Genomic DNA, 15,411 nt, shown 5'->3' with positions numbered 1-15,411 from the left:
TGGTTACAAAACTCGGTTGAAACGTGCCGGGCAGGAATCCTTCATCTTCTTCTTGTAACCATTTAATTCCCTCAGTTATTAATCAATTACATGTCTTCCTTGACCCCAAAAGATGAACTTCATGAGCTATTAGTTGACCGACTTGATGCGACTACGGCTCAGGGTCTCGATAAACAACTGGTGGACCCTCGTCTTCGGGTGCCTATTCTGGAATTACTCATTGAATTAAAAGAGATTTCGTCAAAAATACAGGGTGAAGCCGTATGGGCCCTGGGAGAGTTGAATCGAAAAGGATGCGTAGCCAGTGTCATTCCATGGCTGGATTTAGGGATTACCTTTGCACAAGCCTCCGGGGCTCTCGGTCTGCGTTATTTCAAAGAAAGTCCCATGATTCTCGGAATTCTGGAAGGGGAGTCGAATCGAGATGCATTGTTAGCCCATGTGCTGGAACTAGCCGATGGGTCAAATGAAGCCGCTCCACAATGTGCATACGAATGGTTCAAGGTGCTTCCCCAATTATGTGGGGAGATGGCCATTCCTGAGCTTCAGGAATGGGCCCGACTGGGGATAGACCTGTCCGAATGGAATTATGTGTTAGGAAACGAGTTTTTCCGTGAATGTCCCTCCATAGCTAGAGCTGTTCCGTTGGAATCGGCCAGGTCCTGGATTGGGTTTGGCATGAAGCTCATGGTTCAAAACAGCCTTGGGAAGCCTGATTATATTGGAACCTTGGAGTTTTTTCGAACGAGTCCAAGTCTGTTTCTGGAGTTCAATGACGCGAACGTCAAACAACGTGTCATTGATCTAGGGACGAGGCTTGCGGATCATTCTCCTGAGCAGGCCATAGCTTTTTTGGCCAAGGCTACAGAAGTTCTGCCTGGGGTTTCGACGGTCGAGTGGAAGATTCGAATATTAAAATTCGGCCTTCTTGTGGCGGATCGAGATCCCGAGGCGACTCTCGCATATTTTTCTCGCGTTTCCGAGGTGGTCGGCTTGGCTGGCAAAGAGGACGATACCGGTGTGTTTGACGCGTGGTTTGCTCAGGGGATGGAAGCCTTGGAATATAGTGTCGAGGCTGGAAGGGCCTTTTTTGGTTTGGAAACGCAACAGGCTTGTTCAGCAGTAGAGCAGGCGATGAGCGGTGTGTCGCTTCGTCAAGTCGCCCGATCCTTGAAAATGTTTGCAAGGGCGTTGTGTGGGGAGGATGTGGCCATTGAGGGACTTCCCGAGACAGGAGGAGTTTCGGTCGGGACCAATCACATGTCAGCGAGTCCTGTCTCCGAGAAAGCTCAGGTGAGTACCGATGGAAAAACCGTATATCTTCCCCTGGTCATGAGGCGATCGGAGAGCCGGGAAGGAAACCGGCGATGGTACACTGTCATGGTCGCTCATGAGGTTGGACATGTGGAATTTGGAACCTATGCGCTCTCGACCCAAGTGTTGCAACGTGTGGCTACCGGGGTGCAGACCCGATACGAAAAGGAACGTCCCAGCCAGAAGAGAGGCGTTCACACATTGGGAAACCTTTTTCAACTCTACCCGCAACCGGAGATTATCCGGGATTTGTGGGAAATTGTGGAAGATGCTCGAATTGACTATTTGCTCCGTCATGAATATCCGGGGTTACAAGAGGATTTGACGTCATTGACCAAGGAGGCGATGGAGCTTCGCACGCTTTCCCATGGAATGACGGCCCGTGAGATTGTGCTGGACGCATTGTTGTTGCTCTATGCAGGGTTTACCAAGGAGGACTTCACTCGTCCTGGACTTCAAGAGGTAGTTGATGAAATCTGGCAGATTGCCCGAACGATTTTACACCCTACTGCGACGGTCGATGAATCGGTGGAACTTGCCGACCGGCTCTATCAGGAATTAGAACGCCGGATAGGAACTCTGGAGAAGGACAATCAACAACCTGAACCCTTTTCCAATACAAACGAGGTCTCTGATTCAGGGGGACAGCCTGAAGCGGCTGAACACTTAGAAGAGGCGTATCGGCCTTTGAGTAACTGGGGGTATCGTGGCATTCTCAATCCGGACCATGTCAAAGGCGGGGAGGAAGAGGAGCAGGCGTCGAAAAGACAGACAGAAGGGCAACAGGACCAAACTACCCAGATTGGGGGAAATGGTGGGGAAAATTCACCCAGCCAATTTGAGCGTCGACATCCTCACCAACCCGATTCGTCGCAAGATCCCAAGAAACCAGTTTTTGGTGAATCGCCTATGCAGCAATGGTTTCAACCGACGCTTCGTCCGGGCGATGGACAACAGGGATCTCGCCTTCGTGAGGGAGAGTATCTCTATCAAGAGTGGGATGGGACGGTACGAGACTATCGACCCCAATGGTGCCGTGTGATCGAACAGACTGGCCGTGAAGGGTCACCCGACTTTGTGGACGAAACGTTTCAAACGTATGGGCCAATTGTGCGACTCATTCGCCGGTATTTTGAAACGATTCGCCCGGAAGCCTTTCGTCGAATGGGACGCCAATCTCATGGGGAAGACATTGATCTGGATGCCTTAGTGAATTGGATGGTGGATCGACGGCAAGGAAACGATTCGTCCGATCAGGTGTATGCCACCAGACAAAAACGTGATCGACAGGTTGCGGTGGCGTTTCTGGTGGATATGAGCGGATCAACCGGACGCCAGATCGGAGCTCGAGCGCGTCCCGTTATCGATATTGAAAAAGAAGGCTTGCTCCTGCTCTCGGAAGCCTTGTCCGCGATTGGCGATCAATATGCGATGTATGGCTTTTCGGGGCAAACCCGGGAAGCGGTGGACATTCAGGTCTTGAAAGATTTTGACCAACCGTCCGGGGGGCGTGTCGGTTTGAAGATCAGCGGAGTGACACCCAAACAACAAAACCGTGATGGCGCGGCGATCCGACATGCGACGCATCGCTTGAAACAGCAACCCGCGAAAGTGCGGCTTCTCATTCTGATCAGTGATGGGAAACCATTAGATGATGACTATGCGGATGAATACTCGTTGGAAGACACCAAAATGGCTCTTCGGGAAGCTCGTCTTCAAGGCGTCCATCCCTTCTGCATTACTATTGATCAAGCTCCAACCGAATATGTAAAACGGATGTATGGGGAAATTGGTTATGTGGTCGTCGATGAAGTTGAATCACTTCCAATGAAGTTGCCGAAAATTTATCAACGGCTTACGGCCAAATGAGCTGATATGGGAGATACATGACCAGTTTACCTTCACACCCTGATGTGCCACCGTGGCTGTATAAGTTGTTTACCGGGCATCAATATCCTTATGTTCGCCGGCAGGCGAAGTTTGACCGGAAAGACCGGCAGGAGGACGGAGAACGGTTTGAGCCGACTCAGGATGACATCCGTGAAAAATTCTGGGAAATTTTCCCTCGTTGTACGACAAAAATGCTTCAAGAGGTCAAGGTCGGCATGATTGTCGCCTTCAAAGAATTAGGAGGGTATGAGGCGGGAACCTATCAGGAGTTCATTGACAATCCGGACGAGTTCTTGAGCCGTGAATACGGGAAGAAAAAAATCAAAGTGAATTTTTATGACGGGGATAATTTTGTGTGTACGATCAACTTTAAAGTCGCAGGGTGGACGAGCCATGAAGATGATTAATCCCGCATGGCTGGCGACCCCTTCAAAGGGATGGGTGGTTTCATGAGCCGTATTAAAGTAACTGTGGTGGGTGCAGGAAATGTTGGAGGATCCATCGCACAACGATTGGCAGAAAAAAATTGGTACGACATTGTGTTGGTCGATATCGTCGAAGGACTGCCGCAGGGCAAAGCCTTGGATTTGCTCGAAGCCGGCCCAATCTGTGCCTACGATTCCGCCCTGACGGGAGCGAATCACTATGAGGCGAGCAAAGATTCTGACATTGTGGTGATCACGTCAGGCGTGCCCCGCCGGCCGGGGATGAGCCGGGACGAATTATTGGAAACGAATACTAACATAGTGTCGGGGGTGGTCCGTGAGACGGCCAAACGTTCTCCCAATGCCATTCTCATTATTGTCTCCAACCCTCTTGATGTAATGACACACGTTGCGCATCGTGTGAGTGGGTTTCCCAGAAAACGGGTCATCGGGATGGCGGGCGTGTTGGATTCCGCACGGTTCCGGTCCTTTATTTCGGAGGCCTTGCAGGTCTCGGTTGAAAATATTCACGCAATGGTTCTGGGGGGACATGGCGATTCGATGGTGCCCTTGAATCGATATACCACAGTGGCAGGGCGGCCGGTGACCGAATGGTTGTCGCCGGAGGCACTAGAGGCCCTGATTAAGCGGACTCGCGAGGGAGGAATCGAAATCGTTAATCTGCTTAAAACCGGTAGTGCCTATTATGCCCCGGCTGCCTCGGTCGTGGAAATGGTTGAGGCGATCTCTAAGGATCAAAAGAAAATCCTTCCCTGTGCGGCCTTATGCGCCGGGGAATATGGTTTTCACGATCTCTTTTTGGGAGTGCCGGTGAAATTAGGGTCCGGCGGAGCGGAAGAAATTATTGAATATGCGCTCACCCCACAGGAACAGGCGGCTCTGGCGGTCTCAGCCAAGGCTGTTGGGGAATTGTGTGGACAGGTGGATCTCATGATGAAAAAGACTACCTGATGTGCCTATGGCATGTCTCGAACCTGCCCATTTTTTCCTTCACTAAATAGGCGTGCTTTCTGATCGTCTTGTTACCTTGACGACTTTAGCGACCCGTTCGTATAGTGAGTCGTGCTCGTGCTCTTGACCCACCTTGACGCCTAATTTCCCTTGGGAATATGGAAGGAAATTTGGTTTTTCGAGGAAGGGATTTGTAAAAAATACCGTAATCCAAATAATGAAAATCATGGATATATGCATATGGGCCCAAACCATTGATCAAGGGGGCTTCGGTGGATAACGTATTTGCACCACGGGTATTGCGGGAGTTAAAGGGTGAACCAGGTGAAATTGCATCGTACCGCCAGGAGGGGGGATATGATGCCTGGGTTCAGTGTGTCACGAAGAACGATCCGCAGACCATTATCGCACAATTAAAAGAGGCCCATCTTCGGGGACGGGGGGGCGCTGGATTTCCTACCGGACTGAAATGGGACAAGGTGGTCAATCATCGGGTTAAAGAGCGATACTTTGTCTGTAATGCCGGGGAACATGAACCGGGAACATTCAAAGATCGATATCTGATTCGTCATCATCCTCACCAACTTCTTGAAGGATGCCTGATTGCGGCGTTTACCGTTGGAGCGAAGGCGGCTTATATCTATTTAAATCATGAATTCTCTGAAGAACGAGCTATCTTTGAGCGAGCCAAGGAACAGGCCACAGCTCAGGGGTTATTGGGAAAGAATTTTCTTGGCACAGGTCTCAACCTGGATATTGAAATTTTTGATGGGTATGGCAGTTACGTGGCGGGTGAAGAAACCGCGATGTTGGAATCGATGCAGGGTCGTCCGGCGCAGCCCAAACAAAAACCACCGTTTTATCCCACGGAGTTTGGACTACATGGCAAGCCGACCTTAGTCAATAATGTTGAAACGCTCTCGAATATTCCCCAACTCTTACGAAATGGACCAGAATGGTTTCGTCAGGTAGGCACCAGCACCACTCCGGGAACGATGTTGTTTTCGCTCAGTGGAGCCGTGAATCGACCCGGTGTGTATGAACTGCCGTTGGGAACGTCCATCAGACATTTGATTGAGGTGTGTGGGCAGGGCGTGCCGAACGGACATGGTGTCAAAGCCGTATTCCCCGGTGGGCCATCCTTTTCCATGGTGGGGGCGGATCAATTGGAATTATCCATGGATTTCGATTCGCTGAAGAAAGCCGGCACGGGATTAGGGTCTGCCGGCGTCATCGTGGTTGATGATGCGACGTGTATGGTGGAGCAAACGCTTAAGTTTTCAGGATTTTTTGAACGGGAAAGTTGCGGGCAATGTCCACCATGCCGGATTGGTACCCAAGAATTGGCTATCCTGATGAGAAAAATAGAAGATGGCTCAGGAGAAGAGCGCGATCTGGCCAAACTTTTGCAGATTTGTGGCTTTGTCAAAGGCACCGGGTTTTGTACACTGGTCACGGGAGCTGCGGTATTGGTACAAAATAGCCTACGCCTGTTTCGTCAAGAATTTGAAGACCATATTCGCCTGGGGCGATGTCCGTTCAGGGCTGTTCCAGTTGGTGCTGAGTAAGGAGGAGACGGTATGCCTCGCGTCACATTTCTTCATCCCGAAGGTAAGTCTGGCGAAGTTCCTGCAGGCCTTTCCCTTTTAGAAGTCGCGGAGAAACTCGGATTCCCCTTAAATCATGATTGCGGCGGCAACGCCTCCTGCACGACTTGCCGGGTGGATGTGATTGCTGGCGAGGAAAATCTCTCCGATATCGATTTTGATGAACAGGATTTGCTCGATCGGGAAGCGCTGACTGAGCCTTACCATCGGTTAGGGTGTCAGGCTCGAGTGTCAGGAGATGTGATTGTTCAAGTCCCCGAAGAAAAATTCGGTGAGGCCGAGGTTGAACGATCTGCGTAGATATGCCCTTTACTCATGAGAAGGTAAGAGGTGAGAGGGTATCCACCTCATAGCCGTATTTTTGAGGAAACTCCTCGCAAAAAGAAATAATGCTGAGACCGACTGCCATGCCGACCATATCCTCAATCACCAGAACCTATAGGTTTTGTGCTGCACATCGCTTGCATACCGATCAATTGCCGGACGATATCAACCAAAAGATTTTTGGGAAATGCAATAACTTGAACGGACATGGGCATAATTATACGGTTCTCGTGACGGTGACCGGTGAATTAGATTCACGCACGGGATTGATCACAAACGTGGACGCTTTGGATCAACTCGTGAAAGACAAGATTGTCGATCGTTTTGATCATCAACATCTCAATTTTGATCCCGCCTTTGCGCAAGTCACGACAACTGGTGAGAATTTAGCGCGTTTGGTTTGGGATTTGCTGGTTGATCAGATTCCTTCCGGCCAATTGGCGAAAATTGGGGTAATTGAAACCAGAGATAACTTCTTTGAATATATGGGCACTCCCGGAGTATCCAGCGATTCTTCCATCAGAAACGGGATAAAGGAGAACTGATGCCGACCAAGCCGAAGCGGTCCTCATCCATTAAGCCACGGGCTCTCGTCCGGGATAACAACGAGGCGGTGGGTATGCCCAATCTCGCGAACCTGGAAACCATCGTGAAGCAACTTTTGGAAAATCTTGGTGAAGATCCCCATCGAAATGGGTTAATCAATACGCCCAAACGTGTGGCCAATTCCCTGGCCTTTCTCACCAAAGGCTACCAACAAGATATCGATGAATTGCTGAATGGGGCACTATTTCCTATTGAGTATGATGAAATGGTCATTGTGCGCGATATCGATTTTTTTAGCCTCTGTGAGCATCATCTTTTGCCGTTTTTTGGGAAATGTCATATCGGGTATATTCCCAATAAACATGTGGTGGGGCTCAGCAAAATTCCCAGGATCGTCGATGCCTTTAGTCGTCGGTTGCAGGTTCAGGAACGCTTGACGGTTCAGATTGCCCACACCCTTCACACGAAGCTCAAGCCGCGTGGGGTGGCTGTTGTCATGGAAGCCCGTCATCTCTGCATGAGTATGCGTGGGGTAGAAAGACAGAATACCGTGGCGGTCACCAGCGAAATGCTTGGCGTGTTTCGGAAACAGGAACAAACCCGCAACGAATTCCTTAAGCTCATCCGCCAGCGCGGATGCGAGGGCGATTAACGGTTCCTCTATTTCATGTTTGTCGTTCAGACGCGGCGGGTGTCTGCTCTTTTCTAGAGATTTGATTTTTTTCTCGGAATGAGGTTAAATCCGACATTCTTGAATTTTCATATGTATCCCCACGGAAGGGCATGTCGCGCAGGAGGCGCCGGTCTCATCCTTGTTTTTTCTTTCTGGTGCTGTGTTTGATGGTCCGGGGGAATGACAGGTGCAAGAGTCCCATCTTAAGATGAGATAGGATATGAATGAATCTTACATGTGAGTTTTCCACATAGAGAGCATTTTCATGTGACCTCTCTTTGAGAGTCCCTAGTTTTCCTTCCTGTGAGCCCTGTCTTTTCTCTCTTTCTTTAGTCCTCACCCAACTAACCTGGATCGGATATTTTTTCTCCTGTTTGGCGTTTCGGCAATACTTATAACCGGTGTGTCGTGAGAAAGCCCCGAAGGGCTTCATTGAACGCGGCAGGTTGTTCGAAGTTGGAGAGGTGGCCGGCTTCAGGGATGGTGACCAGGGTTGAACCGGTTATCCGCTCCGCCATGTAGTGAGACTCTGCGACCGGGGTGGCGACATCACGTTCGCCCACAATGACCAAAGTGGGGCAGGTGATAGTAGATAAAAGATCCGTTGAATCAGGTCTGGCGGCCATAGCCACCAAATCGACGACGATTCCTGCTATTGATGTTTGAAGCATCATCTGTCGAACCCGCTCCACAATTTCAGAGTGATGCTCAATGGTGGAAGGGGCCAGAAGTTTAGGAAGCATGAGGTTGGCAATGGCCGATGCTCCTTCGCTAAAAGCCACTTCAGCCATTGAACGACGTCCGGCTTTCCCTTCCTCACTATCGGCTTGGGCTCTCGTATCGGCTAAGACCATTGCATGCACCCGATTCCCATAATGTCGATAGATTGAAAAGAGGATATACCCGCCCATCGACAAGCCCACAAAGACTGCTTGAGTAATCCCGAGATGATCGAGCAGGTGGATGACACCCTTGGCATAATGGTCCAACGTATCATTCCATAACACGATGTCGGATTCTCCATGTCCTCCAAGGTCGATGGTGATTACCCGATAGGTGTCCTTCAACCCATCGACCTGAGGTTGCCACATGGTTTTTGAAAGTGGAAAGGCATGGATGAAGACGAGAGGCGTGCCGTCCCCTTGATCGGAATAACCGACTGTGACTCCATCAATGACAGCCTTCACCGTTCCCTCCTTTTTCTTCCAATGTAGCCACATCGATTCTTCCCGAGAGATTCAACAAAAGTGCAATAAACCGGTTTCATTTGCGGGTGCATGACCCGTGGTTATAGCATACTCAGAATAAAGAGGTAATTACGAAAACGTTTCCTAGAAAGGCCTTGGGGGTCAGTGAATTTTCATGGAATTATTTGAGTCACAGTCCCAGAAAGATCTTTTTCCTGTTCAGGAGCCTTCCGATAACCGTCATGCTCCATTAGCGGAGAGGATGCGGCCGAAGGATTTTGAGGAGTTTGTGGGGCAGGAAGATGTGCTGGCCGAAAATCAGCCGCTGCGTGTAGCCATTGAACATGATCGTGTGCCCTCTCTTATTCTGTGGGGGCCGCCTGGGACGGGGAAGACGACGTTAGCGAGTTTAATCGCCCAAAAAACCCAGGCGACATTCGTGCCATTTTCAGCGGTGCTCAGCGGGGTCCCAGAGTTGCGGGGATTGCTGAAAACGGCCCAACAACGCCGAAAGGTGTCAGGGCAGCGAACACTTCTTTTTGTGGATGAAATTCATCGATTCAATAAAGCGCAACAGGATGCCTTCCTCCCCTATGTTGAACGGGGAGATATCATACTCATTGGAGCCACCACGCAGAATCCCTCTTTTGAGGTGATTGCCCCGTTGTTGTCGCGGTCCATGGTGGTGGTGCTTCAATCCTTAAACGAAGAGGCGTTGAGACTTATCTTGAATCGTGCCCTTTCAGATACAAGCCGGGGCCTCGGGTCTTCACGCGTCACCCTTACTCCCGACGCTCAGCACCTGTTGATTGGATATGGCAATGGCGATGCGCGTTCAATGTTAACGGGGCTGGAATTTGTCGTTGGTCAATATGCGAAGCCAGGGAAAAGTACCACCATCGATCAACGGCAAGTGGAGCAATCCCTGAAGCAGAAGGCTCTACGGTACGATCGGGATGGGGAAGAACATTACAATCTGATTTCGGCCTTTATTAAAAGCATGCGGGACTCCGACCCAGATGGGGCGTTGTATTGGCTGGCGCGGATGTTGGAAGGCGGGGAAGATCCCAAGTTCATTGCCCGGCGTATGATGATTTTTGCCTCGGAAGATATCGGGATGGCTGACCCGCAGGGTTTGCTGATCGCCTCGGCTGTTTTTCATGCGGTTGAGGTCATCGGTTTACCTGAAGCACAAATCAACTTGGCCCATGGGGTGACCTATTTAGCCACTGCTCCCAAAAGTAATGCATCCTATGCAGGGCTTTTGGCGGCGAGGAAAGATGCCAAGGAAAGAGGTAATCTTCCCGTCCCGCTTCATCTTCGCAATGCCGTGACTTCGTTGATGAAGGATTTGGATTATGGGAAAGACTATCGCTATGCCCATGACGATCCTAAGGGGGCCAAAGACCAAACACATCTTCCTAAAGAATTAGAGAACCGACAATATTATCCAAAGAATTCTTCTTCTCCTTCTGCTGATGACGAAGGAGATATCACCGCTCCCTATTAATAATAGGGTTCAGAATTAAAGTGCCGGGTTTCGGCCCGAAAGCCGAGGTCCTTTTGTTTCGGCAAAAGGACCCAAAACCATGGTGGCCGTGGTGTGGCCCTTCGGGTTCCCTTCGCGGTTCGCCGACCCCGGCGGCGCGCAAACTCGCGGAGCTTGGCCTGAGTCTTCTCGAAGGGCTCAAACAGTGCGCGCCTTTTTCCCGGAGTCGCCTGCACTGCTTGGCCACACCACAAGGCCAGGAGAGACGGCGGAAACGAAGAAGGAACAAGTTGAAAGGGATTCAAAAATGAAATGACAAAAAACCTCAAAGATGCAACACTTCCCCTAGAGAACTTTTACATTTTTGGACATACCCAAAAACATAGGGGTTTTGTAAGGGGTTAATAAGGAAAGAATTTGGCCCTAGGAAACAGCCTAGGTAGTCTGAAAAATGTAACCCAATTCCGTATTCTGTTATATGGGTTCAGCTCTTGGCTCAAAACTATCACTGGATTTCGTCATTTCAAATATCATTTACGAAAGGTTTTTATGGAAAACTGGGGGGTTCCAACGGGAAGTGTGGCCAAGAAGCTTCGCACAATACTCTACCCCGGTTTAACCGACCACCAAGTAGAAACTATTGTTGTCTGCCTCATGGCTCACCTTCTAATTGAACAAAAACTCAATGGATTTCTCTATCGATGGCTGACCCAAAACGTTCCGACTCTTGCCGAAGGTGAGGATCAATTAAAAGCCGAAGAGGCGATTTGGGAAAAGATCGTTGGTATGCGCTTTTCAAAGAAATTTTTGCTTTTAGAGACTTTTTTTGATGAGCGCTTTCCGGAAGAAAAGAAAACCATTTGGAAAATCAATGACCTCCGAAACCACATATTCCATGGGCGGTCCATTGAAGAAGCCCAATTTGAGGGTCAGCCTATTTCGGAAGAAAGGACCGTGGAAAGGATTTTCCTCGCCGCGCAAGACGTTTCAATGCGGTTCGGAAAATTTGAAGAAGTGCTCGATAGCCTGCAACCATTTGATGAGCCCTGGAAAAACAGCCTTATTGAATTTGGAAAAACGCTTTTTTGATATGTAGCCATAGCTTCTCCTGGCGGCAGTTTATATGCTTCTGGACCTTCACACTGGCAGGCCAAGGCAAAAGGTCACCGAATATCCCATAGTGTTACATGCCTCCTATGAAATTCTTCTAAATATCCTTTGATGTGGAATGGGACATCCGTATCGTTTCGATAAGAGTTTCCATGATGGACTAGAGCATGCTAAGAGCCTGAAGCCTCAGGGCTTTAGTTCGCGGGGAGTGGTTTGCTTTTTGGCTTTTCTTATAGAGAAACCTGGAATGTTGAGAATTACGAAATTTGGGATTGTTGTTTTTCGAGTTGGGCTCTGAGGTCGCCCCATTTGTGGGTGAGACGATCGAGGTCATAGCCCCATTGTTCGCGTTCGTGGTTGAGGGAATTCCATCGGGAGTCGTCTTGGTAGGTGGCCGGGACAGGAATCCTTAATTCATGGATCTGGTTCTTGCCTATCCAGTTGTATACTAACCCTCATTCTTGCCTGACACACGAAAGCAGTGTACACTATTAAAGTGTTAAAAAGGAGAGGGAAATTATGAAAAATATTACGTTTAGTGCGGATCCTACTCTTATTCAGAAGGCTAGGGAGCAGGCTCGAAAAGCCGGCATGACGTTGAACGATGCGTTTCGTCAGTGGTTGGGGGCGTTTGCAGGACAAGGGCCTGGAGACGGAAATTATCAGGATCTAATGAAGCGGCTTACCTATGCTCGTCCTGGCAGGCCTTTTTCTCGTCAGGAATTGAATGAGCGCTAAATTTTTCTTGGACACCAATATTGTGGTGTATACATTTGATGTGAGGGCCCCCAAAAAGAAGGAACGTGCGCAAGAATTAGTCGAGCAAGCCTTGCGAACACATGAGGGAGTAGTGAGTACCCAAGTGGTGCAAGAATTTTTGAATGTCGCGACGACCAAATTTACGGTTCCGCTTAAGCTGTCCGATGCTCAGCAATATCTGCAGGATGTGTTGAGTCCGCTCTGTTCAGTTTTTCCGAGTATCGATTTATACCGGCAAGCCCTCGTTCTTCAGCAGGATACGCAGTATTCGTTTTATGATGCCCTGATTATTGGTGGGGCACTGCAGGCGGGGTGTGAAGCCTTGTATTCAGAAGATTTACAACATGGGCAACAAATTCGTGGCCTCCAAATCCTCAATCCCTTCCTCTCATCTTCGTAAATTTTCTCCGCCATGTGTTCTTTTCTGTTTTTGCGAGTGTAGCCTTCTTGTCGTACGAACAGGAATCCGTTTTCAATATTGGACAAGAGCTAGAGCTGATAGTCATTCCCCAAAATCGCCGTGAAATTTAAAGAGAAATGGTCTATTTATGGCTCAAGGATTCAGCAGAAAAACTATTCATATGTAGAAGGCAGTCGGATTTCGGCCCAGTAGTTGAACTTGTTGATTTGTCCCTGAGGTTGCAACCTTGTTAATAAAACCCGTCTTAGGAGAAACCATGACAGATCTTAATCTGTTCGATCTAAACAAGCCTGCAGATCTATTCCAAATAATTCATGAAGTGTATTTGGAATATATAAAAACTCCCACGGAAAAAGATTTCCTTTTCCTGGCATTGGGACTTACGCATCTTAGGGAATGGATTGCTGAGGGGGATTGGAAAGGTATCGAATATAAAAAGCAATCAAAGTTGTCTTTGACCGATGGAGAAAAGTTTTTTGAAGAAATTTATCACCTTAATGAATTTAAAGTTATCCAGGGGCTATGCAACAAAGGTAAGCATTTCATCACGACACCTACTGGAAGGGCATCTAATACATCTCAAGAAATCGGACATCGTGCTGGAATTGGGAAAGCAGGGGACCGGTTAGATCAAAAGTATTTCTTAATCGACGGAAAGGATTCAAGAGACTACTTTATTAAACTAATCGGAAAATATAACCAATGGTTTTCCAGGCATGGAATATAGAGTTACCCAAAAAAGTGAGCAGGGTCGATCTTATTCATAAGCCTTTGTTCTAGGCCAAAAAGATATGGCGAAATTACGAAATTTGGGATTGTTGTTTTTCGAGTTGGGCGCTGAGGTCGCCCCATTTGTGGGTGAGACGATCGAGGTCATGGCCCCATTGTTCGCGTTCGTGGTGGAGGGAATTCCATCGGGAGTAGTCTTGGTAGGTGGCCGGGTCAGCGAGTTCCACATCCCGGGCTTTGATTTGTTCTTCGAGCTGGGCAATGTCTTTTTCCACGGTAGTGACTTGTTTTTCCAAACGGGCGATGCTTTTTGAGAGGTCTCGTCGAGACGGACCGTCAGGAGGTGCGACGGTTGTTCTGGCTGTCCCATTGGTGGAATGCTCGGTCGTGGGTTTTTCCTTTTGAGGTTTTTCTTTTTTCTTTGATTTTTTCTTGTCGTCTGTGGCTTCCGGCGGAACCTGGTCTTCAAGTTCTTTTGCCCGTTTCCAGCAGTAATATTCATAGTCGCCAATGTAATCGCGGGCTTGTCCATCGTCTATTTCTACGACGCGTGTAGCCACACGCATGAGGAATGTGGGGTCATGCGAGATAAACACCATGGTCCCCGGAAATTGCAGCAGGGCGTCCGTCAGCATATCCACGGATGTGGGGTCCAAATGGTTGGTCGGCTCATCTAAGAGCAAGGTATTGGCCGGTTCGACGAGCATACGGGCTAAGGCGACCCGGTTGCGTTCCCCGCCGCTCAAGGCTTTGATGGGTTTTTTCTGATCATCTCCTGAGAATAAAAATGCGCCGGCTAAACCCCGTAAGAAGTTTCGCTCAGTCATGGGCGCGGCTTCTTCCAGTGAATCCAATATGGAATGTTCTGATTTCAGAATCTCGGCCTGGTGCTGGGCAAAGTAGTGGAGAGTGACTCCGTGCCCCAAGGTTCTGGACCCTTTGTCGAATTCTAAAACTCCAGCCAGGATTTTGAGGAGCGTAGATTTTCCAGCCCCGTTTTCTCCGACTAAGGCCACACGTTGTCCTCGCTCAACCGAAAAATCCAAGCCATCATAAATGATCTTCTCGTCATAGCGTTTCCCGATACCCCGTAGCTCGAACACGTCTTTTCCACTAGCCGGGGGATCCGGGAATTTAAATCGCAACCGTTTCGTGTCCCGCTGCAATTCAATGCGTTTCACTTTTTCAAGTTGTTTGATGCGGGATTGTACCTGGCTGGCTTTGTTGGCCTGGTACCGGAACCGGTCGACGAAGTTTTGGACGCGTGAAATTTCTTTAGATTGTCGATTGGCGGCCGCCTCTTCCTGGGCGTCCCGTTCTGCCCGGAGCTTTTGGAAGCGCGTATAATTGCCGCGGTATTCCTGCAGAGTATGATTTCGGACTTCCCAGATATGGGTGACCATGTTGTCTAAAAAACCCGTATCATGGCTGATGATCAACAGCGTGAAATTCGAAGTGAGTAGGAATGATTCCAGCCAACGCTGTGTTGGTTTATCGAGGTGGTTGGTCGGCTCGTCCAGCATGAGGACGTCGGGAGCTGACAGCAATAAGTGGGCAAGGGCCACCCGCATGCGATAGCCACCGGAGAGGGTATCAATTTTTCGTTCCCAATCCGACTCCTGAAATCCTAAGCCGGCAAGAATCCGCTTGGCTTCGTGATCGGGGAATTGGTTCCGATGTGTGGCATCGAGAATGGTGTTTCCCGGCAAGGACTCCAGTTCCTGTGGCAGATAACCAAGGCGAAGAAAAGGACGTTGCCGGATTTTTCCGCTTTCGAATTCCTCCTCAGTGAGGATCATGCGCATCAGTGAGGTTTTTCCTGACCCATTCGGACCCACCAGTCCCACACGGGTGTTGGGTTTGAGGTGTGCCGAAGCCTTAATAAATAGGGGCTTTGTGGGGTGGCTCTTGGAAATTTGTTCGATATGCAACATGCGGAAGCACCATCCAATATGTGAGATGAAA

14 protein-coding genes are annotated in these 15,411 nt (G+C 49.2%); 12 read left to right on the top strand and 2 right to left on the bottom strand.

Translation table 11 applies throughout. The annotated features are described in order from the left end of the window. Nucleotides 1–90: 90 nt before the first annotated feature. The 7 genes from ACWHYD_RS17320 (at nucleotide 91) to folE (ending at nucleotide 7,730) form a co-directional block, all read left to right on the top strand. Complete coding sequence (locus tag ACWHYD_RS17320; RefSeq protein WP_447963269.1) at nucleotides 91–3,183, top strand: VWA domain-containing protein; 3,093 nt, start codon at nucleotides 91–93, stop codon at nucleotides 3,181–3,183. Between the two features lie 17 nt (nucleotides 3,184–3,200). After that, nucleotides 3,201–3,611 carry a hypothetical protein gene (locus ACWHYD_RS17315; RefSeq protein WP_447963268.1) on the top strand — a complete coding sequence of 137 codons (411 nt, stop codon included), beginning with the start codon at nucleotides 3,201–3,203 and terminating at the stop codon, nucleotides 3,609–3,611. Between the two features lie 42 nt (nucleotides 3,612–3,653). Beyond that, the gene (mdh, locus tag ACWHYD_RS17310) at nucleotides 3,654–4,601 is read left to right on the top strand and encodes a malate dehydrogenase (RefSeq protein ID WP_447963267.1); all 948 of its coding nucleotides are present in this window, start codon (nucleotides 3,654–3,656) and stop codon (nucleotides 4,599–4,601) included. A 272-nt stretch (nucleotides 4,602–4,873) separates the two neighbouring features. Further along, complete coding sequence (gene nuoF / locus ACWHYD_RS17305) at nucleotides 4,874–6,169, top strand: NADH-quinone oxidoreductase subunit NuoF (RefSeq protein ID WP_447963266.1); 1,296 nt, start codon at nucleotides 4,874–4,876, stop codon at nucleotides 6,167–6,169. Nucleotides 6,170–6,181: 12 nt separating this feature from the next. Beyond that, on the top strand, nucleotides 6,182–6,508 hold the full coding sequence (locus ACWHYD_RS17300; protein WP_447963265.1) for a 2Fe-2S iron-sulfur cluster-binding protein: 327 nt from the start codon (nucleotides 6,182–6,184) through the stop codon (nucleotides 6,506–6,508). A gap of 89 nt (nucleotides 6,509–6,597) precedes the next feature. Then, a complete protein-coding gene (locus ACWHYD_RS17295) occupies nucleotides 6,598–7,077 on the top strand; it encodes a 6-carboxytetrahydropterin synthase (protein WP_447963264.1) in 480 nt (159 codons plus the stop codon). A 74-nt stretch (nucleotides 7,078–7,151) separates the two neighbouring features. Next, the gene (gene folE / locus ACWHYD_RS17290) at nucleotides 7,152–7,730 is read left to right on the top strand and encodes a GTP cyclohydrolase I FolE (RefSeq protein ID WP_447965893.1); all 579 of its coding nucleotides are present in this window, start codon (nucleotides 7,152–7,154) and stop codon (nucleotides 7,728–7,730) included. A gap of 413 nt (nucleotides 7,731–8,143) precedes the next feature. On the opposite strand, the gene ACWHYD_RS17285 is transcribed toward folE, so the two are convergent. Further along, nucleotides 8,144–8,938: an alpha/beta fold hydrolase gene (locus ACWHYD_RS17285; protein ID WP_447963263.1), complete on the bottom strand. Its 795-nt coding sequence runs from the start codon at nucleotides 8,936–8,938 to the stop codon at nucleotides 8,144–8,146. 175 nt (nucleotides 8,939–9,113) lie between these two features. Between ACWHYD_RS17285 and ACWHYD_RS17280 the strand changes: the two genes are divergently transcribed. From ACWHYD_RS17280 to ACWHYD_RS17260, 5 genes are all read left to right on the top strand, one after another. Next, on the top strand, nucleotides 9,114–10,448 hold the full coding sequence (locus tag ACWHYD_RS17280; protein WP_447963262.1) for a replication-associated recombination protein A: 1,335 nt from the start codon (nucleotides 9,114–9,116) through the stop codon (nucleotides 10,446–10,448). A gap of 528 nt (nucleotides 10,449–10,976) precedes the next feature. Then, nucleotides 10,977–11,516 carry a hypothetical protein gene (locus ACWHYD_RS17275; RefSeq protein ID WP_447963261.1) on the top strand — a complete coding sequence of 180 codons (540 nt, stop codon included), beginning with the start codon at nucleotides 10,977–10,979 and terminating at the stop codon, nucleotides 11,514–11,516. A gap of 540 nt (nucleotides 11,517–12,056) precedes the next feature. Then, complete coding sequence (locus ACWHYD_RS17270) at nucleotides 12,057–12,275, top strand: hypothetical protein (RefSeq protein ID WP_447963260.1); 219 nt, start codon at nucleotides 12,057–12,059, stop codon at nucleotides 12,273–12,275. After that, complete coding sequence (locus ACWHYD_RS17265) at nucleotides 12,265–12,696, top strand: PIN domain-containing protein (protein ID WP_447963259.1); 432 nt, start codon at nucleotides 12,265–12,267, stop codon at nucleotides 12,694–12,696. The genes ACWHYD_RS17270 and ACWHYD_RS17265 overlap by 11 nt, the downstream gene beginning before the upstream one ends. A 277-nt stretch (nucleotides 12,697–12,973) precedes the next feature. Beyond that, on the top strand, nucleotides 12,974–13,444 hold the full coding sequence (locus ACWHYD_RS17260) for a hypothetical protein (protein WP_447963258.1): 471 nt from the start codon (nucleotides 12,974–12,976) through the stop codon (nucleotides 13,442–13,444). 73 nt (nucleotides 13,445–13,517) lie between these two features. On the opposite strand, the gene ACWHYD_RS17255 is transcribed toward ACWHYD_RS17260, so the two are convergent. Continuing rightward, on the bottom strand, nucleotides 13,518–15,380 hold the full coding sequence (locus ACWHYD_RS17255; protein ID WP_447963257.1) for an ABC-F family ATP-binding cassette domain-containing protein: 1,863 nt from the start codon (nucleotides 15,378–15,380) through the stop codon (nucleotides 13,518–13,520). Between the last annotated feature and the right edge of the window lie 31 nt (nucleotides 15,381–15,411).

Source organism: Nitrospira sp. Ecomares 2.1 (genome assembly GCF_965152585.1).
Note: the sequence above shows the minus strand (reverse complement) of the source record. Positions and strands in the feature narration are given on the sequence as shown.